Consider the following 20,177-nt stretch of genomic DNA (forward strand, 5'->3'; position numbering starts at 1 on the left):
GCGCCCCCGTGGTGCGTCGCCGTGCGGTGACTTCCGGCCGTCGGGCCGGGTGAACCCGTCTCCGTCCGACGGCGGGGCGGCCCGCACCGTACGCTTACCGAGGAGTAGCGCAGCGGGGCCGGGAGGAAGTCGACGTGGGTGCTGTGAAGAGCAAACGGATGCCGCGCGCGGTGCGTGAGCAGCAGATGATGGATGCCGCGGTGCGGATCTTCGGGCGGCGCGGTTTCCGTGCGGCCTCCATGGACGAGATCGCCGAGCTGGCCGGGGTGTCCAAGCCGTTGGTCTATCTCTACCTGAATTCCAAGGACGAACTCTTCTCCGCCTGTATCGCCCGGGAGGCGGAAGCGCTGATCACAGCCGTGCGGGCGGGGGTGGAGCCGGGGCAGCCGGCCGACCGGCAACTGTGGGCGGGGCTGCGGGCGTTCTTCACGCACACGGCGGAGAACCCGGACGGCTGGGCGGTGTTGTACCGGCAGGCGAGGACGCACGGGGAGCCGTTCGCCGGTGAGGTGAACGTGATGCGTGAGGAGATCGTTGCGTTCGTGACGGGTCTGATCGGGGCCGCGGCGCGCGAGGTGCACCGTGATCCCGCGCTCGCGGACCGGGATGTGGCGGGGCTGGCGCAGGCGTTGGTGGGCGCCGCGGAGTCGCTCGCCGGGTGGGCGAACGAGACTCCGGGCGTCTCCGCGAAGGAGGCCGCGGCCACCTTGATGAACTTCTCCTGGGCGGGTCTCGAGAACCTCATGAACGGCCGTCCGTGGCAGCCTCCCGTGCAGGGCGCGCCGTCGTCCCGGTGAGGTGGACGCGGTCGCCGGAGCCGCGGAGCTGGAAGGCCGTGCCGTCCGAGGCGTAGGTGACGGTGCCGGGCAGCAGGACGGGGGCCTTGAAGTCGGCCCGCACGGCGTGGATCAGGTGGGGCCGGGGGGCCTCGGCGAGGCAGCGGGCGACGGTCCACATGCCGTGGGCGATGGCCCGGGGGAAGCCGAAGAGCCGGGCGGTCAGGGGGTACAGGTGGATCGGGTTCCGGTCGCCGGAGGCCGCCCCGTAGCGCCGGCCCAGGTCGGCGGGCAGCCGCCATTCGGTGACGGCGGGGAGATGCGGACCGGGTGCGGCGGGAGCCGCGTGTCCGGGTGCGGGGGTGGCGGTGGCCGCCGGTTCGGTGGCGGTGGGAGCCTCCGCGTCGGGCGTGGCGTGGCGTGAGAGGTAGCCGCTGCGGGACTCCCACACCAGCTCGCCCGCCAGCCGCGCCTCGGTCGCGACGGTCACTTCGGTGCCGCGCCGGTGCGGGGCCAACTCGACTGCGTAGACCGAGAGTTCGAGCCGGTCCGTGGGGTGGAGCGTCCGGTGGGCGGTGATCTCGATCCAGGTGTGGACGAGTCCGGTGACCGGCAGCGGGAAGCGGCGCCCGGTCATCAGCCGCATGGCGAGCGGGAACGCCAGGACGTGGGGGTAGGTCACCGGGAGGGCGTCCGGGCCGGTGAAGCCGCAGATCCTGCGGTACGCGGCCAGGGGGCCGGGGGCCACCGGTGCGGCCGGCCGGTGCGCCACGACGGCCGGCAGGGTGGCGCCGGGGCGGCCCGCCCGCTTGAACGGGGAGGTGACGGCGCCGCGCGCCAGGGACAGCGCCAGACTCGGCATGCGCGTCATCACGCTCCCAGCAGGCTCTGGCCGCAGACGCGGACGATCTGGCCGTTGACGGCGCTCGACGCGGGCTGGGCGAACCAGGCGATGGTCTCGGCGACGTCGACCGGGAGGCCGCCCTGCGAGAGGGAGTTCATCCTGCGGCCCGCCTCCCTGATGAAGAGGGGGACGGCCGCCGTCATCCTCGTCTCGATGAAGCCGGGGGCCACCGCGTTGACGGTGACGCCGTGGCCGGCGGCGGCGCGCGGGGCCAGCGAGCGGACCAGGCCGATGACGCCGGCCTTGCTGGCCGCGTAGTTGGTCTGGCCGTTGTTCCCGGCGATGCCGGCGATGGAGGCGGTGGCGACGATCCGGCCGCCGTGGCGGAGGGTGCCGTTTTCGAGCAGCGCGTCGGTGGTGCGCAGCACGCTGTCGAGGTTGACGTCGATGACCTGGGCCCAGCGGTCGGCGGGCATGTTGGCGAGGCGGCGGTCGCGGGTGATGCCGGCGTTGTGGACGAGGATGTCGAGGCCGTCCGGGGCGGCGGCGGCGATCCGTCCGGCCGCGTCGTCCGCGGTGATGTCCAGTGGCAGGGCGGTGGCGCCGAGCCGGTCGGCGGTGCGGGTCAGCTCGTCCTGGGCCTGCGGGACGTCCAGGCAGATGACGTGGGCGCCGTCGCGCGCGAGGACGGAGGCGACGGATGCGCCGATGCCGCGGGCGGCGCCGGTGACGAGTGCCGTGCGTCCGGCGAGCGGGGCGGCCCAGTCGGCGACGGGGCCGGGGGCGGCGTCGGTCAGCTCGATGACCTGGCCGCTGATGTACGCGGACCTGGGCGAGAGCAGGAAGCGCAGGGTGGATTCGGCGGCGGCGACGGCGCCGGGTGCGAGGCGCAGCAGCTGCACGGTGGCGCCCTTGCCGATCTCCTTGCCCAGGGAGCGTACGAATCCTTCGAGGGCTTGCTGGGCGGCGGCCTGGTGGTGGTCCTCGGGGGAGGGGCGCGTGCCGAGGACCACGACACGGCCGCCCGGTGCGAGGGAGCGCACGACGGGGTGCAGTGCGGCGTGGACGGCTCCGAGCCCGGCGGCGGTGTCGACGGCCGTCGCGTCGAGGACGATTCCGGCCGGCCGGTCGGCGCGGGCCACGACCTCCGGGCCGCACGCGGCGAGGACGGTGGCCAGTTCGTCCGTGACGGCGGAGTCTTTGGCGGTGAGGTGGACGACCGGGCCGGGCAGCGTGGGGGTCTCCAGGGACCAGCGGCGCAGGTGGGCGGGCTGGGGCAGGCCGAGTCTCCGGGTCAGGAATCGGCCGGTTGCTGTGCCGGTGAGGTGCAGATAGCGGTCGGCCATTGTCCAGACTCCCTGCGCGGTCGTAGATTTACTTCTGAGTAAGGTTACTCAGGAGTCAGGAGTTGGTCGAGATGAGTTGGTCGAGTTGATCCCCCTCGCACTCCCGCAGCCCCGCAGGGTCGCGGTCATCGGCGGCAGCCGTATCCCGTTCGCGCGCTCCGACGGGCCCTACGCGCGGGCCTCCAACCAGCAGATGCTCGGCGCCGCGCTGGACGGCCTGGTCGAGCGGTTCGGGCTCCAGGGCCGCCGGGTCGGCGAGTTCGTCGCGGGCGCGGTGCTCAAGCACAGCCGCGACTTCAACCTGGCCCGGGAGACCGTGCTCGGCTCGCGGCTCGACCCGCGCACCCCCGCGTACGACGTCCAGCAGGCCTGCGGCACGGGCCTCCAGGCGGTGATCGCCGCCGCGAACAAGATCATGCTCGGGGCGGTCGACTCCGCGATCGCGGGTGGCGCGGACACCACGAGCGACGCGCCGCTCGGCGCAAACGACGAACTGCGCCGCCTGCTGCTGGAGGCCCGGCGCGCGAAGTCGACGGGCGGCAGGGTGAAGGCGCTCGCGGGCGTACGCCCCCGGCACCTCGTCCCGGACATCCCGCGCAACGCCGAACCGCGCACCGGTCTCTCGATGGGCGACCACGCGGCCCTCACCGCCCGGCAGTGGGGCATCAGCCGTGCGGAGCAGGACCTCCTCGCCGCCACCAGCCACCGGCGGCTCGCCGCCGCGTACGAACGGGGCTTCCTGGACGACCTCGTCGTCCCCTACCTCGGCCTGGAGCGCGACCAGAACCTGCGCCCCGGCTCCACCGTGGAGAAACTCGCCACGCTGAAGCCGGTGTTCGGCGCCGGCCACCCGGACGCGACGATGACCGCGGGCAACTCCACGCCGCTCACGGACGGCGCCGCGACCGTGCTGCTGGCGAGCGAGGCGTGGGCCGAGCGGCAGGGCCTGGAGCCGATGGCGTACCTCTCCCTGTACGAGACGGCCGCGGTCGACTACGTGAACGGCGACGACGGGCTGCTGATGGCGCCCGCCCACGCGGTGCCGCGGATGCTGGAGCGGGCCGGGCTGACCCTCGGGGACTTCGACCTGTTCGAGATCCACGAGGCCTTCGCCTCCCAGGTGCTGGCCACACTGGCCGCCTGGGAGAAGCAGGGGCTGGCGCCCGTCGACCGGGACAGGCTCAACGTGGCGGGGTCCTCACTCGCGACCGGGCACCCGTTCGCGGCGACGGGCGCGCGGATCGTCGCCACGCTCGCGAAGCTCCTCGCCGAACGCGACGCCCCGGGCCGGGGGCTGATCTCGGTCTGCGCGGCGGGCGGTCAGGGGGTCACGGCGATTCTCGAACGTCCCTGAAGCGCAGCCACGTTGATGAGGGTTCGGCGAAGGCATCAGGGCCGGTCGCCGGACGGACCAGGTGAACCGCCCGACCCCGATGCCGAGGAGCCGCACGTGTCCACGCCACCCGCACCTTCCCCCGCCACCCCCGTCCTGGTCGAGCCGACGAAGGTCAGGGACGCCGACGGCAGCGTCCGGCAGGTCTCCGTACCGGCGTTCGCGCGGCCCCTCCGCCGCGGCTCGCTCGCCGAGATCCCGTTCGACAACGCCCGCGAGGCGCCCTCGGTGGCCGTACTCAGCCGCAAGCAGCCCGACGGCAGCTGGCAGGACGTGACGGCCGCCGAGTTCGCGGCCGAGGTCCTCGCCGTCGCCAAGGGCCTGATCGCGGAGGGACTGCGGGGCGGCGAGCGCATCGCGATCATGGCGCGGACGACCTACGAGTGGACGCTCCTCGACTTCGCCTCCTGGGCCGCCGGCCTCGTCACCGTCCCCGTCTACCCGACCTCGTCCGCCTTCCAGGCCCGCTGGATCCTCCAGGACTCCGGCGCGGTCGCCTGCGCGGTCGAGACGGCCGAACAGGGCCGCGTCATCAGCCAGGAACGCAAACAGCTCGGCGACCTCACCCACCTCTGGCAGTTCGACACGGGCGCGCTCGGGCGGCTGAAGAAACTCGGTGAGAACATTCCGGACGCCGTCGTCGCCGCACGCCGCGCCACCCTGGATCCGACGACCGCGGCCACCCTCATCTACACCTCGGGCACCACCGGCCGTCCCAAGGGCTGCGTGCTGACGCACGGCAACTTCTTCGCCGAGGTCGACAACGCCATCGAACTGCTGCACCCGGTCTTCAAGTCCGTCAGCAAGTACCCGGCGTCCACTCTGCTGTTCCTGCCGCTGTCGCATGTCTTCGGCCGGATGGTCGCGATCGGCTGTCTGCGCGCCCGGGTGCGCCTCGGCCACGCCCCGTCCATCCGGACGGAGGACCTGCTCGCCGATCTCGCCGGCTTCAAACCGTCGTTCCTGCTGGCGATCCCCTACGTGCTGGAGAAGGTCTACAACACCGGCCGGGCCACCGCGGAGAGGATGGGCCGTGCCTCGTCCTTCGACCGGGCGGCGCGGATCGCCCAGCGCTACGGCCAGGCCGTGGAGGCCGCCGAACACGGCACGGGTCCGGGCCCGGGCCTCGGCCTGCGCGCCGCCCGGGCGCTCTACGACCCGCTGGTCTACCGCCGCATCCGGGCCGCGCTCGGCGGCCACGTGCGGTACGCGATCTGCGGCGGCTCCCCGCTGGGCCGCCGCCTCGCCGCCTTCTACGCGGGCGCCGGCATCGAGATCTTCGAGGGTTACGGACTGACGGAGACCACGGCAGCCGCCACCGTCACCCCGCCGCTGAAACCCCGCCTGGGCACGGTCGGCTGGCCGATGCCCGGCACCGCCGTGCGCATCGCGGAGGACGGCGAGGTGCTGCTCAGCGGAGGCCAGGTGTTCCAGGGCTACTGGGACGCCGCGCGGGGCGAGGCCGTCCCCGTCCTGGACGGCGGCTGGTTCGCCACCGGTGACCTGGGCGTGCTCGACGAGGACGGCTACCTCACGATCACCGGGCGCAAGAAGGACATCATCATCACCTCGGGCGGCAAGAACGTCGCCCCGGCCCCGCTGGAGGACTGGCTGCGCGCCCACCCGCTGGTCAGCCAGTGCATGGTGATCGGCGACAACCGCTCGTTCATCACCGCCCTGATCACCCTGGAGCCTGACGGGCTCGCCCACTGGCGGCAGATGAAGAGGAAGCAGGACGTCCCGATGCGCGAACTCGTCCATGACGAGGAACTGCGCACGGTGCTGCAACGCGCGGTGGACGAGGCCAACCGGCTGGTCTCCCGGGCCGAGTCGATCCGCAAGTTCACGATCCTGCCCGTGGACTTCACGGAGGCCGGCGGTCATCTGACGCCGTCCCTGAAGCTGAAACGGGAAGCGGTCGAGCGGGACTTCGAGGCGGAGATCGAGGAGTTGTACCGCAAGTAGGGCGAGTCGGCGAGAGGGCCGGGCCCGGCTCCCCCGTGGGATCCGGGCCCGGCCCGCGGGCGCACGCCTCAGCGTGCTCGACGTCCTTGGGGCGCCCACGGAACGGGAACCGTCTTCGGAGCGGGAGGTGCGTCCGCGGAGGGACCGCGGCCGGGAGAGGAAGCAGGGACGGACTCCCGCACGACGCGGGAGGGATCGGGGGCGGTGCCGCCGGGGAACTGGCCGGGGTGGTCGACGATGCCGACGGCCAGGCGGGAGGCGGAAAGGAGGCGTCCGGAGTTCCGGTCGGTCCGGGTGCCGTGGTAGGCGTACGTGCGGGCGTCCAGGAAGAGGTACTCACGCGTGTGGAGCCGGTCGTGGACATCGAAGGCGATGGTGAGCCCCGGCCGGCCGGCCGCGTCGCGCATCGGCGTGCCGACCAGCTCGGTTCCGGGGATCAGCGCCAGCGCCCGGTAGAGCGCGGCGTTGATCCGCGGGGGGATGCTCGGCTCGTTCTGCAGGATGTACAGGATCCTGGCGAACTGCGCTCCGGGAGTGTCGGCCGCAGGGGGTTCCGGACGTGCCTCGCTGTGGCGGAGGGCCGCGAGAGGGTCCGCCTCGGCGCCGAAGAACGGGTCGGTGCTCACCCGCGCGAGGAGCTCGCGGGGGTCGGTGGGCAGCCGGGACAGCGCCTCGCGGGTGTCCCGGGGACGGTCCCCGACCTTCTCCGGCTTCTGGGGGTTCAGGTCCTCCACGACGACGGCCGGGCGGCTGCCGGTGCCGGACGTCCTGAGGAACGCGTGCTCGGCCCCGTCGTACCGCTTCCAGGACGGATCGCGCACGCAGTCGTCCATGCAGACCACGGTGCGGGTGTACACCCACTGGTGGGTGCCGGGCTTCTCGTCCGGGCCCTGCGCGGCGTTGAGCGCCGCGGCGTCCAGTACCTGGGCGACCGTCATGGTCCGCACGGGCGCGGTCTGCGTGCCCCGCCCGCCCGAGGTGGCGACCAGGGCGGTGGCCACCGTACACGCGGCCAGGCCCGCCCATGCGGTCCGTCGGACACCGGGCCGTGCCAGGACGCGGCGGGCGGTCACCGGCGCGTCGGCCCGGGACGTCTCCTCGGCGGCACGTTCGGCCCGCGCTCTTTCCAGGACGGCCAGTTCCGCACCGAGTCGCTGCTTGAATCCGGTCGGGGTGTTCATCGGGAGACCTCCGCAAGGGGAACGGGGAGAGGGCCGGGCGGGTTGGTGCGCCCGGCGCGCAACGCGGCGCGGGCACGGTGCAGACGGACGCGGGCGGTCGCCTGCGAGATCCGGAGGACCATCGCGGCCTCCTTCGTGGTCAGGCCGTCCACGGCGACCAGGTCGATCACCGCGCGCAGCGGCTCGGACAGCGCGGCGTGCCGGGTCAGCAGGTCCCTGGCCTCCCGCTCGGCGTCGATGCGCTCCTCGAAGCGCTGCACGTCCTGTTCGTCGAGCAGCCGGCGGCCGCTCAGCGTGGCGACCGCCAGCCGCTCACGGGCCGCATGGCGGGCCTGGGAGGCCAGCGTGTTGCGGGCGATCCCGTAGAGCCACATCAGATGCGTGCCGCGCCCGGGGTCGTAGCCGTCGAAGGCCTCCAGTGCCGCCACGAAGACGTCGGCGGTCAGGTCGGCGGCCAGGTGCCGGTCCGCGGTCCGGCGGGTGACGAAGCCGAGGACGGCGTCGAAATGCGCCTCGTACATCTCGCCGAACGGAGTCCGGCTCCGTCCGGGTTCGTGCGTGGGTCCGTGCACGCGGGACCTCCATCTCGGCTCTGCAGTCTGTCACCCGTCACTTGGCCCGGAAGCGGGGAACCGTTACTTCCCGCAGGTCAGGGAGGTGCCGCCGGCGAAGGGCGGACCCTGTTCCGGGGCTGCCCCTTGCCTGTTGACCCGCCGGGGACGACGATGGCCCCGCTCGTCATGTGACGGGTCGTCAGATGACTGTCAGGCCGCGTGAGGGGAAGGAGGCCGTTCGGTGCCGATACTGCCCGCCGGACCGCTGTCGTACGGGATGCAGCTCCCGATCCAGTCGCAGAGCGCCATCTACGCAGAGCCGTGGGAGGCCGGGGCCACCCCGGACGACCTCGCCGAGATCGCCCGCACCGCCGACCGCGCCGGGTTCACCTACCTGGCGACCTGCGACCACGTCGCCATCCCGAGACGGCTCGCGGGGGCGATGAGCACCGTCTGGTACGACCCGGTCGCCACGCTCGCCTTCCTCGCCGGGATCACCGAGCGCGTCCTGCTCATGAGCCATGTCGCGGTCGTCGGCCTGCGGCACCCGCTGGCCACCGCCAAGCAGTACGCCACCCTCGACCACCTCAGCGGCGGCCGGCTGATCCTCGGGGTCGGGGCCGGGCATGTGCGCGAGGAGTTCGAGGCGCTCGGGGCGGACTTCGACGGGCGGGGCGCCGTGCTCGACGAGAGCGTCGACGCGCTCAGGGCCGCGCTCGGGCCCGAGGAGTACCCGGAGTTCGCGGGGGAGCGGTTCTCGTTCAGCGGTCTCGGGCAGCTGCCCCGGCCCGCCCAGGAACGGGTGCCCGTCTGGGTGGGCGGTTCCTCGCCCGCGGCGGTGCGCCGGGCCGCCGTGCGCGGGGACGGCTGGCTTCCGCAGGGCGACCCGCGGGAGAAGCTGCCCGCGCAGATCGGGCGGCTGCACGCGCTCCGCGAGGAGGCGGGCGTCGCCGGGCCGATCGTCGTCGGGGCCATCACCGAACCGCTGTACGTGGGGGAGCCGGGCTGGTCCGTGGGGCGGCGCACGCTCAGCGGGAAGCCGGAGGCCCTCGCGGAGTCCCTGCGGGAGTACGGCGCGATGGGGGTGCACCAGATCCAGGTGCGCTTCCGCAGTCGCGGCAGGAGTGAACTGACCGATCAGATGGCGGCGTTCGCCGCCGACGTCGCACCTCACCTCGGCACACTCGACAGGTAGGAGTCAGGCCATGGGCAAGCTGGACGGGCGGGTCGTGCTGATCACCGGCGCGGCGCGCGGACAGGGTGAGCAGGAGGCGCGGCTCTTCTCCGCCGAGGGGGCGCGGGTGGTGCTCGCCGATGTGCTCGACGAGCAGGGCGAGGCGCTGGCCGAGGAGCTGGGCGGGGACACCGCGCTGTTCGTGCACCTGGACGTGAGCCGGGAGGCGGACTGGCAGGCCGCGGTCGCCGCCGCGAAGGGCGCCTTCGGGAAGATCGACGGGCTGGTCAACAACGCGGGCATCCTGCGCTTCAACGAGCTCGTGTCCACTCCGCTGGAGGAGTTCCAGCAGGTGGTGCAGGTCAACCAGGTGGGGGCCTTCCTGGGGATCAGGACCGTCGCGCCCGAGATCGAGGCGGCCGGCGGCGGGACCATCGTCAACACCTCCTCGTACACCGGGCTCACCGGCATGGCGTTCGTCGGCGCCTACGCCGCCACCAAGCACGCCGTGCTGGGGCTGACCCGGGTGGCGGCGGTGGAGCTGGCGGCGAAGGGCATCCGGGTCAACGCCGTGTGTCCCGGCGCGGTGGACACCCCGATGACCAACCCGGCGGCGCTGGACCCGGACGCGGACCCGGAGGAGACGGCGGAGGCCGTGGGCGCGCTGTACAGGAAGCTCGTGCCGCTCGGGCGGATCGGCCGGCCCGAGGAGGTGGCCGCGCTCGCGCTGTTCCTGACCTCGGACGACTCCTCGTACATCACCGGTCAGCCGTTCGTCATCGACGGCGGATGGCTGGCGGGCGTCAGCCTGTTCTGACGGTCCGGCCCGAGCGGCTTACCTGACACGGCGTCAGCTATTGACGGGTCGGGGTGTCGGTGGAACAGTCGGACGCATCAGAATCTGACGGTGCGTCAGAAACGAATGAGGACGGTGAACCCCCTTGGAATTCGGGCTCTTTGTACAGGGGTACGTGCCTGCCGCACGGGCCAAGGCCGACCCCGGGGCAGAGCACAAGGCACTGATCGAGGAGACCGAGTACGTCATCCAGGCGGACAAGTCCGGCTTCAAGTACGCCTGGGCCTCCGAGCACCACTTCCTGGAGGAGTACTCGCATCTCTCGGCCAACGATGTGTACCTGGGCTATCTCGCGCACGCCACGGACCGCATCCACCTCGGATCCGGCATCTTCAATCCGCTCGCCCCGGTCAACCACCCGGTGAAGGTGGCGGAGAAGGTCGCCATGCTCGACCACCTCTCGGAGGGGCGCTTCGAATTCGGCTCCGGGCGCGGGGCGGGCACCCACGAGATCCTGGGGTTCATGCCGGGCATCACCGACATGAACCACACCAAGGAACTCTGGGAGGAGACCATCGCCGAGTTCCCCAAGATGTGGCTCCAGGACGAGTACGTGGGCTTCCAGGGCAAGCACTGGTCGCTGCCGCCCCGCAAGATCCTGCCCAAGCCGTACGGGAAGTCGCACCCGGCGATGTGGTACGCGGCCGGCTCGCCGTCCTCGTACGCCATGGCGGGCAGGAAGGGGCTCGGCGTACTGGGCTTCAGCGTGCAGAAGGTCTCCGACATGGAGTGGGTCGTCGAGTCCTACAAGAACGCCGTCAAGGACGCCGAGCCGGTCGGTGACTTCGTCAACGACAACGTGATGGTGACCTCCACGGCGATCTGCGCCGAGACGCACAAGAAGGCCGTCGAGATCGCGGTGGGCGGCGGGCTGAACTACCTCCAGTCGCTGCTGTTCCGCTACCACGACACGTTCCCCCGGCCGGAGGGCATCCCGGAGTGGCCGGAGCTGCTGCCGGAGTACTCCGAGGAGATCATCGAGCTGCTGATCGCCGAGGAGCTGATGATCTGCGGCGACCCGGACGAGGTGCTGGGGCAGTGCCGGCGGTGGGAACAGGCGGGGGCGGACCAGCTGAGCTTCGGGCTGCCGATCGGGATCAGTCCCGAGGACACGCTGAACTCGATCCGGCTGATCGGTGAGCACGTGATCCCGAAGATCGATACGGACCCGGTGCACCGGACCTCGCGCTTCCGCGACGCGGCGTAGCCGGGCTCGGGTTCCGGGGCGCCGCCCCCCGTATCCACGCTCCTCGATCTCCCCCCCCCCGCTTCGTCCGGGGGGACCCGAGGGCCTGAGCCGCCCGGCGCGGCTCGCCCTTGCCCGGGGCCTGAGGCCGCCCCAGGGCCCGGATCCGCCCTGCGGGGCTGAGGAACGGGCGGCGTCTTCCCGGACCGCCGCTCCGCGAGCCGGGGTGCGTACCGCGGCCGTACGCACCCCGGCGCACACCACGTCCGGACACCACGGAAGGGACCCGTCATGCTCGACCACCTCATTCGCGGAGCGACCGTCGTGGACGGCGGCGGCGGGCCCTCCTACCCCGCGGACGTGGGCATCCGGGACGGCCGGATCGCCGTCGTCGCGGAGCCCGGCACGGTCGCCGAGGAGGCGGTCAGCTCCGAGGACGCCACCGGCCTCGTCCTCGCGCCAGGCTTCGTCGACCCGCACACCCACTACGACGCGCAGCTCTTCTGGGACCCGTACGCCACCCCGTCGATGAACCACGGCGTCACCACCGTCGCCGGCGGCAACTGCGGGTTCACCCTCGCCCCGCTCCACCCGGACCGCCCCGAGGACGCCGACTACACCCGGCGCATGATGGCGAGGGTCGAGGGCATGGCGCTGAAGGCGCTGGAGGAGGGCGTCGACTGGAGCTGGTCCAGCTTCCGCGAGTACCTCGACGCACTCGACGGGCGGATCGCCGTGAACGCCGGGTTCATGGTCGGCCACTGTGCTCTGCGCCGTCACGTCATGGGCGCCGACGCGGTGGGCGGCCGGCCCACGCCCGCCCAGCTCGACGCCATGCTCGCCCTCCTGCACGACGCGATGGACGCCGGGGCGTGGGGCCTGTCCACCACCCAGTCCTCCACGCACTCCGACGGCGACGGGCAACCGGTCGCCTCCCGGCACGCCCTGCCCGAGGAACTGCTCGCGCTCTCCCGGGCCGTCGGCGAGCACGAGGGCACACAGATCGAGGCGATCGTGGCCGGGTGCCTCGACCAGTTCTCGGACGAGGAGATCGACCTGTTCGTCGCCATGACGGCCGCCGCCGGCCGCCCGCTGAACTGGAACGTGCTGACCATCGACGCCGCCGTCCCCGAACGCGTACCGCGCCAGCTGGTCCCCAGTGAACGCGCCCGCCGGGCGGGCGGCCGGATCGTCGCGCTGACCATGCCGATCCTCACCCCGATGAACATGTCGCTCGGCACGTTCTGCGCCCTGAACCTGATCCCCGGCTGGGGCGACATCCTCGCCCTCCCCGTCCCGCAGCGCATCGAGCGGCTGCGCGACGCCGGCACCCGCGCCGAGATGCTGCGCCGCGCCGACAGCAAGGAGGCCGGTGTCTTCCGCCGTCTCGCGAACTTCGGCCGGTACGTCATCGGCGACACCTACAGCGCGGCGAACGAGGGCCTCAGCGGACGCGTCGTCAAGGACATCGCGGCCGAGCGCGGCCAGGACGCCTTCCACTGCCTCGTCGAGATCTGCGCGGCCGACGAGTTGCGGACGGTGCTGTGGCCGATGCCCACCGACAACGACCCCGACTCGTGGGCGCTGCGGCAGCGCACCTGGGAGCACGAGGACGTCATGCTCGGCGGCTCCGACGCGGGCGCCCATCTGGACCGGATGTGCGGCGCCCCGTACACGACCCGCTTCCTCGGCGACTGTCTGCGCGGCCGCAGGCTCGTGCCGCTGGAACGGGCCGTCAAGATGCTGACCGACGACCCGGCCCGGCTCTTCGGCCTGCGCGACCGGGGCCGCGTCGAGGAGGGCTTCCACGCCGACCTCGTGCTCTTCGACCCCGAACGCATCGACGCGGGCCCCGCCACCCTCGTCCACGACCTGCCGGGCGACAGCCCCCGCCTGGACTCCAAGGCGCTGGGCATCGTGTCGGTCCGCGTCAACGGGGTGGAGACCCTGCGCGACGACAAGGTGACCGGCGCGGTCCCCGGGACGGTGCTCCGCTCCGGCCGCGACACCCGGACGGTGAGCACGGCATGACCACCCCGCCCCAGCGCCTGTTCGTCAACGGTGAGTGGACCGAGCCCGCCGGCGGCCACTACGAGGTGATCGACCCGGCCACCGAGGAGGTCGTCGGCCTCGCCCCCGAGGCGAGCCGCGCCCAGGTGTACGAGGCCGCCGCCGCGGCCCGCGACGCCTTCGCCACCTGGTCCCGCACCCGCCCGGAGGAACGCGCCGCCCTCCTCGGCCGCGCCGCCGACCTGATGCAGCGCGACTTCACCGCCCACGCGGCCCTCGCCCAGGCGGAGAGCGGGGCCACCACCGCCACGGCCCGCGGGATGCAGGTCGCCGTCGGCGCGGCCCGGTTCCGGCGGTACGCGAAGGGGGCGCTGGAGCCGGTCGAAGAGGCCGTCCCACCGCAGATCAACGAGGCCGGTCCGATGGGCCGGGCCGGGATCTTCGGGGCGCTCGCCGTCCGCCGGCCGGTCGGCGTCGTCACCTGCATCACCTCGTACAACAACCCCTGGGCCAACCCGGCCGGCAAGATCGCGCCCGCCCTGGCGATGGGCAACACGGTCGTCGTGAAACCGGCCCCGCAGGACCCGCTCTCCGTCTACCGCATGGCCGAGGCGCTCGCGGAGGCGGGCGTCCCGGCGGGCGTCGTGAACGTGGTGAGCGGTTCCGGGCCGGAGGCGGGCGAGGCCGCCGTCGACTCGCCCGACGTCGACATGGTCAGCTTCACCGGCTCCACGGCGGTCGGGCAGCGCATCGCGGAGGTCTGCGGCCGGAGCATGAAGCGGCAGCTGATGGAGCTGGGCGGCAAGGGCGCCGCCGTCGTGCTCGACGACGCGGACCTCGACTCGGCGGTCGCGGGCATCGGGACGACGTTCTCGTTCTACAGCGGTCAGATCTGTACGGCTCCGACCCGGGTCCTGGTCCAACGGGCCCTGCACGACGCGCTGGTCGAGAAGCTCACCGCGTACGCCGGGCATCTGACGGTGGGCGATCCGAGGGCGCGGGGCACGGTCGTCGGCCCGGTCATCTCGGCCGCCCACCGCGACCGCATCGAGTCGTATGTGGAGCTCGGCCGCAAGGAGGGGGCCCGGGTCGTCACGGGCGGCGAACGCCCGGACCCCACCGGCCGGGGCTTCTACGTCGCACCGACGCTGCTGGCCGACTGCACCAACGACATGCGGGTGGTGCGGGAGGAGATCTTCGGCCCGGTCGTGGTGGTCGTCCCCTTCGACGACGAGGAGGAGGGCGTCGCGCTGGCCAACGACAGCGACTACGGCCTGATCGACTACGTCTGGTCGGGCGATGTGGCCCGCGCCTTCCGCGTCGCCCGCCGGCTGCGGGCCGGCGGGGTCGGGGTGAACACCGTCGGCCGCAACATGGAGGCCCCGTTCGGCGGGTTCAAACGGAGTGGTGTCGGACGCGATGTCGGGTCGTACGCCCTGCACGCGTACAGCGAACTCCAGGCGATCGTCTGGCCGGGGTGAGCGGTACCCGGGGTGAGCGGTACCGGGGTGAGCGGTACCGGCCGGCGCGTGGCCCACGCGAGGGAAGGTCTCTCGCCATCAAGTATCTTGACATCGAGAATAACCCCCGGCAGGCTTCCCCAGGTCTGTAGATGTCTTGATGTCGAGATACCGGGGGTGGGCGGTGCGGCGCACGGCGGAAAGCGGAAGCCTTGGGGAGAGGCGGAGCGGGGGCGGGCAGGGGCTGTTGGCCCAGTTGCGGAACCCGCCGGGCGGCCGGGACGCCCGGATCATGCTGCTCGCCCTGGCCGTCGACCGCACCGGCTCCGGCCTGTGGGCGGCCTCCTCGGTCCTCTACCTCACCTTCGTCACGCATCTCAGCCCCCAGCAGATCGGCGTGCTCCTGGGAGCGGCCGGTGTGGCGGGCATCGCCGGTTCGCCCCTGGCCGGACGGCTCGCCGGCCGCTTCCCGGTTCGCCCGCTGCTCATCGGCTGCCACCTGCTCCGGCTGGTGACCCTGATCCTGGTGCTGACGTGCACGGGCTTCGCGGCCCTGCTCCCCGTCATCGCGGCCACCTCTCTCGGCGACCGGGCGGCCAAGACCCTGGAGATGCTGTTCGCCACCCGCGCGGCCGGTGAACGCCGTTCCGCCTACCAGGCGTTGTCGCGCAGCGCGGCCAACGCTGGTTACGGCGTCGGCGCGGGCCTCGCCGCCATCGGGCTGGCCATCGGCACCACGGACGCCTACCGCGCCATGATCCTCACCAACGCCCTGTCCTTCGTCGTCGCCGCACTCCTGGTCCGCCGCACCGGCGAACCACGCCCCACGGTGTCGGTGGAGGTGGCGAAGTGCGGGGGGCCGCCGCCCGGCGCCACCACTCCGGCGGCCCCGGGTGAGCCCGTTCGGCCCAAGGGTCCGTGGCGCGACCGCGGTTACCTCCGCTTCGTCCTCCTCGACATCCCGATGAACCTGGACGACTCCGTCCTGGGCGTCGGCCTCCCGCTGTGGCTGGTGAGCAGCACGTCAGCGCCGCACGCCCTCGTACCGGCCGTCCTGGTCATCAACACGGTGCTCGTCGTGACGCTCCAACTCGCCATCTCCAAGCGGGTGGAGGGCCCGCGCCGCGTACTGCGGACGGTCGCCCTGTACGGAGTCCTGATGTGCGCGTGCTGCGCCCTGCTCGCCGCCGCCACCCGCTGCGGTACCTGGGCGGCCGCTCTGGTCCTGCTCGCGGCGGCGGTGCTGGTGACCCTGGCGGAACTGATGCGCTCGGTGAGCTCCTGGGAGCTGGCCGTCCTGCTCGCGCCCCCCGACGCGCGGGCCGCGTACCTGGGCGTGGCGGGCATGTCCCAGTCCATCCAGAAGTCCGCCGGGCCGCCGCTGCTGACCGGAGTGGTGATGGCGGCCGGACCGGCGGGCTGGCTGGTGCTCGGGACGGTGGTCGCGGGGCTCGCCTGCGTACAACAGCGCTTCTGCGCCCACCGGTTGGGCGTCCTCGCGCGACCTGACCCGGGCCGTACGGCGACGGCCGTCGGGCAGGCCCGGTAGCCCCCGGACCCGCCCGGTGAGGGACCGCGCCCCTCGCCGCCTGTCCGGTGTGGCGGGGGGCGCGGAGTCTACGAGTTGCGCCGAGCGCGCGCGACGAGCACGAACGCGATGATGCCGACCACGATCACGGCCAGCACGATCCCCACGATGATCCCGCCCCCGAACCCGCCGGAGCCGTGCTTCCGCCGCTTCTTGCTCTTGCTCTTGTGCTTGCCCTTGTACGTGTGCGCGGCCTCGCGCACACCGGTGTGGGCGGCCGCCGCCCCGACCGCCTGTCCCGCGCTCCGTACCGACGCGGACGCGGTGCGGGAGGCGGCGGACGCGGATGCGGGCGCGGCGGCGGACGCCGCCGCGGGTGCGCCGCCGACGAGCACGCCCGTCAGGAACAGCGCGGTGAGCACCGTGCGGGTGCGCGTACGGACCGTCATGTTCGACCTCCCCCGAAGTCGCCGAGGACTCGGCTTTGCGCACCGTACGGCATACGTTTGAGCCGCCACCAGACAACGACGGAGGTGTCCTCGTATGCGGATCGCCACAACGATCTTCCTCACCGACGAAACGATCACACCGGTGCGGCTCGCGCACCAGCTTGAGCAGCGGGGATTCGCCGGGCTCTATCTCCCGGAGCACACGCACATCCCGGTGAGCAGGGAAACTCTTTACCCGGCGGGCGGCGACCTGCCGCCCGAGTACGGCCGCACCCTGGACCCGTTCGTCGCCCTGGCGCAGGCCGCCACGGTCACCGAACGCCTGGCCCTCGGCACCGGAATCACACTGATCGCCCAGCACGACCCGATCGATCTGGCCAAGCAGATCGCGACCCTCGACCACCTCTCCGGCGGCCGCTTCACGCTCGGTGTCGGCTTCGGCTGGAACGTGGAGGAGGCGGCGGACCACGGCGTGAACTGGTCGACGCGCCGGGAGCTCGGCCGCGACCGGATGGCCCTGATGCGCGCTTTGTGGGCGGCCGAACCCACGGCGTACAAGGGCGAGTTCGGTTCGGTGCGGGCCAGCTACGCCTATCCGAAGCCGGTCCAGGAGCCGCGCGGCCCGGTGACCGGCCCGCGCACCCTGATCGGCGGCGCGGCGGGCCCGAAGCTGTTCGCGCACATCGCGGAGTACGCGGACGGCTGGATGCCGATCGGCGGCCGCGGCCTGAGCGAGTCCGTGCCCCGGCTGCGTACGGCCTGGGAGGCGGCGGGCCGCGACCCGAAGGACCTCCAGGTGATCCCGTACGCGGTCATGCCGAGCCCCGGCAAACTGGCCTACTACGCGGACCTGGGCGTCGAGGAGGTGGTCCTCCAACTGCCGCCCGCAGCCGAACCGGAGGTCCTGCGGACGCTCGACGCGTACGCGGAGTACCTCAAGCCGGCGAGCGGGCGCGCGGAAGTGCAGTCCCGGCCCGGGACCTCGCGCCGGCTCCCCCCATGCACGGGCACCCGGCCCCGCTCACGCGCGTCGCGGCCCCGGCCCTGATCCGCCGGGCAGGCCCGAGGCCCCTTTGGCCGTCGCCATCAGCGCGTACATCGTCGCGGCCGGCAGCGCCGGGTTCGCGGCGGCCCGGGGGGCGAGTGCGGGGTCGTCGAGGAGGGCCGCGAGGCGGGGCTGCGGCAGCCGGGGGTGGCGCGCCGCGTCCGCGCGGACCTGGGGATCGGCGTCGCGGGTGAGCCGGTCGGCGGTGCCGGGCGGCAGCCCGGGGTCGAGGAGGGCCAGCCGCCGGACACCGGGGTCCTCGTCGCCCGCGAACCGGGCGAGTCCGGCGCGGGGGAAGTTGCGGTGACCGGTGAGATGCCACCGGGTGATGCCGGTGTACTCCAGGAAGCAGCGGAGCAGCAGCGCGGCCGGGGCGTCCGGATGGTTCTGGCCGAGCAGGACCCGTACGCCGAGGTCGGTGTCGTCCGCGAGACGCGCGACCAGGCCTGCGGGCAGGTGCGGCAGGGCGGCGGCCCGTCGCCGCAGGAGGGGGTGGGCGGACAGCGCGAGCCGGCGGGTCTCCTCCGGGCCGGGCAGGAACGCGGGGTCGTACACCGGAGCGTGGTGGTACGACTCCTCCTGCTCCACCGCGTAGTCGATCGCGGCCCGTTCCGCCTCGCTCAGCGCCGGATGCACGGAGAGGGCGAGGCGCACCTGCGGGTCGGGGTCGACGGCGAGTGCGCGGCGCTCGGCCGGCCCCAGGCCGGGCCGCTGGGCGACGTGGATCCGCACCTCGGGGTCGGGGTGGGCCGCCAGCAGGGCGACGGTCTCCGGCGGTGTGCTGTCATTGCCCGCGAGCAGCCACGGATTGTGGGGCAGCGCCGCCGCCACGACGTCCGGTGCGAGAGCGCCGTACAGCAACAGGTGCGTGCGGGCATGGCAGACATGGCCCGGCAGGTCCTCCCGCACCGCGTCCGGGTCGCGGAGCCGTTCGTGCCTGCCGCGGGCGGCCGCGGCCGCGTCCCGTACGCCCGCATCCGGATCGGCCAGCAGGGCGGCCCGTACGTCGGGTGCCAGCGAGTCCCAGGCGTTGATGCCCGCTCTGCGGACCTTCGCCGAGGGATGGGTGGCCATCGTGCGCCGCAGGCCGGTGGAGACCTGACGCCCGAGCTCCCCGGGCGACTCGTCGCCGTACGTCTCGATGATCCGTACGACGGTCCGGTCCGGCAACGGCCGGGGCATGCACACGTCGTCCGCCCGGGGCTCGTGGGCCAGATGGGCCCGGACGAGCCACTCCGGATCGTCCACCAGCCGCGCCCGCTGCTCCGGATCGGCGTACGGGTTCCGGGCGAAGAAGCTGCGCGTGTACCGGTCCGGGTGGGCCACCACCGCATCGACCACCGGGCCGGGCAGCACCCGGTCCCGGCAGAGCACCATCCGTACGGCGGCGGAGTCGCCCGCCAGCAGCCGCAGCAGGACGTCGACGGGTGCGGCGGGATTGAGCGCCACGCCGGCCAGTCGCCGCTCGGCCGGGCCGGCGGATGCGGAGATCTCTTCAGGGGTCACGGCGGGATGGTGGCACGGCCCCCGGCCGGAACGGGCCCCACCCCCCGCCGAGCACCGGGCTTGCGCTTTCCGCAGCGTCAACTCCTACGGTCATGTGGGTGGCCGGAGAACCGGCCCGGTGAAGGGAGGAGCGGCCATGGCCTGGTCGATCGCGGAGGTGGCGCGGATGCCCGGGGTGACGTCCCGGACGCTGCGGCACTACGACGAGATCGGCCTGCTGCCGCCCGCGGGTATCGGAAGCAACGGCCACCGCTATTACGAAGAGGCCGGGCTGCTGCTTCTGCAACGGATCCTGCTGATGCGGAAGCTGGGCCTGGGGCTGCGCGAGATCCGGCGCGTGCTGGACGAGCGCACCGACCCGGTGAGCGCTCTGCGCGAACACCACAGGCGGCTGCGCGAGGAGCGTGACCGGCTGGACACGCTCGTCCGGACGGTCGAGCGGACCCTCACCGAACTGGAGGAAGGAAAGGACGGCACCGGGATGGCGAAGATCAACAGGCCGGAGAACCTGTTCGAGGGCCTTGAGCACACGGCGGAGGAGGACTCCGAGGTGCGCGAGCGGTGGCCGGAGGCGTGGGCCGAGGCCCGCAGGGCCAGGGACACGATGACCGATGCGGACCAGGAGGCGTGGCAGCGTGAGGCCACCGCGCAGATGGTCCGCTTCGCGGAGTTCATGGTGGCGGGCACACCGGCCGACGACCCCGCGGTGCAGGCGGAGACCGAGGCGCACTACCGGGGCGTCTGCCGGTTCTGGACACCGGACGCGGAGGCTTATCGGGGCCTGGGCCGCACGTACGTCGAGGACCCGAGGATGCGGGCCAACTTCGACCGCGTCGCCGACGGCCTGGCCGCGTACCAGCGGGAGGCGATGCTCGTCTACGCCGAGACCCGCCTGAGCTGACGG

The 20,177-nt window shown here is 73.0% G+C and carries 16 protein-coding genes and 1 pseudogene; 11 read left to right on the plus strand and 6 right to left on the minus strand.

The annotated features are described in order from the left end of the window. Positions 1–158 precede the first annotated feature (158 nt). Positions 159–797, plus strand: coding sequence for a TetR/AcrR family transcriptional regulator (locus tag E6R60_RS35810; RefSeq protein WP_136330927.1), 639 nt, complete (start codon positions 159–161; stop codon positions 795–797). Here the strand turns inward: E6R60_RS35810 and E6R60_RS35815 are convergent. Next, positions 742–1,638 (minus strand): MaoC/PaaZ C-terminal domain-containing protein, encoded by an 897-nt coding sequence (locus E6R60_RS35815; RefSeq protein WP_136330928.1) that lies wholly within the window; start codon positions 1,636–1,638, stop codon positions 742–744. The genes E6R60_RS35810 and E6R60_RS35815 overlap by 56 nt on opposite strands. 8 nt (positions 1,639–1,646) lie before the next feature. After that, a complete protein-coding gene (locus tag E6R60_RS35820; RefSeq protein WP_136330916.1) occupies positions 1,647–2,966 on the minus strand; it encodes a 3-oxoacyl-ACP reductase in 1,320 nt (439 codons plus the stop codon). Positions 2,967–3,042: 76 nt separating this feature from the next. On the opposite strand from E6R60_RS35820, the gene E6R60_RS35825 reads away from it, so the two are divergent. Both E6R60_RS35825 and E6R60_RS35830 read left to right on the plus strand, forming a co-directional pair. Further along, positions 3,043–4,320 carry an acetyl-CoA C-acetyltransferase gene (locus tag E6R60_RS35825; protein ID WP_136330917.1) on the plus strand — a complete coding sequence of 426 codons (1,278 nt, stop codon included), beginning with the start codon at positions 3,043–3,045 and terminating at the stop codon, positions 4,318–4,320. Between the two features lie 96 nt (positions 4,321–4,416). Continuing rightward, positions 4,417–6,324 (plus strand): AMP-dependent synthetase/ligase, encoded by a 1,908-nt coding sequence (locus E6R60_RS35830; protein WP_136330918.1) that lies wholly within the window; start codon positions 4,417–4,419, stop codon positions 6,322–6,324. 68 nt (positions 6,325–6,392) lie between these two features. Here E6R60_RS35830 and E6R60_RS35835 read toward each other — a convergent pair whose 3' ends face one another. Both E6R60_RS35835 and E6R60_RS35840 read right to left on the minus strand, forming a co-directional pair. Further along, on the minus strand, positions 6,393–7,505 hold the full coding sequence (locus tag E6R60_RS35835) for a CU044_5270 family protein (protein ID WP_136330919.1): 1,113 nt from the start codon (positions 7,503–7,505) through the stop codon (positions 6,393–6,395). After that, positions 7,502–8,077, minus strand: a complete 576-nt coding sequence (locus E6R60_RS35840; RefSeq protein WP_240802815.1) for a sigma-70 family RNA polymerase sigma factor — start codon at positions 8,075–8,077, stop codon at positions 7,502–7,504. The genes E6R60_RS35835 and E6R60_RS35840 overlap by 4 nt, the downstream gene beginning before the upstream one ends. Positions 8,078–8,300: 223 nt before the next feature. Here E6R60_RS35840 and E6R60_RS35845 point away from each other — a divergent pair, with 223 nt between their 5' ends. The 6 genes from E6R60_RS35845 (at position 8,301) to E6R60_RS35870 (ending at position 16,294) form a co-directional block, all read left to right on the plus strand. Further along, positions 8,301–9,254, plus strand: a complete 954-nt coding sequence (locus tag E6R60_RS35845) for an LLM class F420-dependent oxidoreductase (protein ID WP_240802816.1) — start codon at positions 8,301–8,303, stop codon at positions 9,252–9,254. Between the two features lie 10 nt (positions 9,255–9,264). Next, a complete protein-coding gene (locus E6R60_RS35850) occupies positions 9,265–10,050 on the plus strand; it encodes a glucose 1-dehydrogenase (protein WP_136330920.1) in 786 nt (261 codons plus the stop codon). 124 nt (positions 10,051–10,174) lie between these two features. Then, positions 10,175–11,296, plus strand: a complete 1,122-nt coding sequence (locus E6R60_RS35855) for an LLM class flavin-dependent oxidoreductase (RefSeq protein ID WP_136330921.1) — start codon at positions 10,175–10,177, stop codon at positions 11,294–11,296. Positions 11,297–11,566: 270 nt separating this feature from the next. Further along, a complete protein-coding gene (locus E6R60_RS35860; protein WP_136330922.1) occupies positions 11,567–13,306 on the plus strand; it encodes a D-aminoacylase in 1,740 nt (579 codons plus the stop codon). After that, positions 13,303–14,766 carry an aldehyde dehydrogenase family protein gene (locus E6R60_RS35865; RefSeq protein ID WP_136330923.1) on the plus strand — a complete coding sequence of 488 codons (1,464 nt, stop codon included), beginning with the start codon at positions 13,303–13,305 and terminating at the stop codon, positions 14,764–14,766. The genes E6R60_RS35860 and E6R60_RS35865 overlap by 4 nt, the downstream gene beginning before the upstream one ends. 226 nt (positions 14,767–14,992) lie before the next feature. After that, on the plus strand, positions 14,993–16,294 hold the full coding sequence (locus E6R60_RS35870) for an MFS transporter (RefSeq protein WP_240802817.1): 1,302 nt from the start codon (positions 14,993–14,995) through the stop codon (positions 16,292–16,294). A 68-nt stretch (positions 16,295–16,362) separates the two neighbouring features. On the opposite strand, the gene E6R60_RS35875 is transcribed toward E6R60_RS35870, so the two are convergent. Then, the gene (locus E6R60_RS35875) at positions 16,363–16,722 is read right to left on the minus strand and encodes a hypothetical protein (protein ID WP_136330924.1); all 360 of its coding nucleotides are present in this window, start codon (positions 16,720–16,722) and stop codon (positions 16,363–16,365) included. Between the two features lie 94 nt (positions 16,723–16,816). On the opposite strand from E6R60_RS35875, the pseudogene E6R60_RS35880 reads away from it, so the two are divergent. Continuing rightward, positions 16,817–17,659: pseudogene (locus tag E6R60_RS35880) on the plus strand (LLM class F420-dependent oxidoreductase); the annotation flags it as partial. Between the two features lie 84 nt (positions 17,660–17,743). On the opposite strand, the gene E6R60_RS35885 reads toward E6R60_RS35880, so the two are convergent. Beyond that, positions 17,744–19,273, minus strand: coding sequence for a hypothetical protein (locus E6R60_RS35885; protein ID WP_240802818.1), 1,530 nt, complete (start codon positions 19,271–19,273; stop codon positions 17,744–17,746). Positions 19,274–19,409: 136 nt separating this feature from the next. Here E6R60_RS35885 and E6R60_RS35890 point away from each other — a divergent pair, with 136 nt between their 5' ends. Further along, a complete protein-coding gene (locus E6R60_RS35890) occupies positions 19,410–20,174 on the plus strand; it encodes a MerR family transcriptional regulator (protein ID WP_136330926.1) in 765 nt (254 codons plus the stop codon). Positions 20,175–20,177: the final 3 nt, after the last annotated feature.

The organism is Streptomyces sp. A0642 (assembly GCF_004795105.1).
GTDB lineage: Bacteria > Actinomycetota > Actinomycetes > Streptomycetales > Streptomycetaceae > Streptomyces.

Coding starts and splice junctions, on each gene's coding strand:
- E6R60_RS35810 (WP_136330927.1), top strand. CDS start 159: ATGCCGCGCGCGGTGCGTGAGCAGCAGATGATGGATGCCGCGGTGCGG.
- E6R60_RS35835 (WP_136330919.1), bottom strand. CDS start 7,505: ATGAACACCCCGACCGGATTCAAGCAGCGACTCGGTGCGGAACTGGCC.
- E6R60_RS35860 (WP_136330922.1), top strand. CDS start 11,567: ATGCTCGACCACCTCATTCGCGGAGCGACCGTCGTGGACGGCGGCGGC.
- E6R60_RS35865 (WP_136330923.1), top strand. CDS start 13,303: ATGACCACCCCGCCCCAGCGCCTGTTCGTCAACGGTGAGTGGACCGAG.
- E6R60_RS35820 (WP_136330916.1), bottom strand. CDS start 2,966: ATGGCCGACCGCTATCTGCACCTCACCGGCACAGCAACCGGCCGATTC.
- E6R60_RS35890 (WP_136330926.1), top strand. CDS start 19,410: ATGGCCTGGTCGATCGCGGAGGTGGCGCGGATGCCCGGGGTGACGTCC.
- E6R60_RS35875 (WP_136330924.1), bottom strand. CDS start 16,722: ATGACGGTCCGTACGCGCACCCGCACGGTGCTCACCGCGCTGTTCCTG.
- E6R60_RS35850 (WP_136330920.1), top strand. CDS start 9,265: ATGGGCAAGCTGGACGGGCGGGTCGTGCTGATCACCGGCGCGGCGCGC.
- E6R60_RS35815 (WP_136330928.1), bottom strand. CDS start 1,638: ATGCCGAGTCTGGCGCTGTCCCTGGCGCGCGGCGCCGTCACCTCCCCG.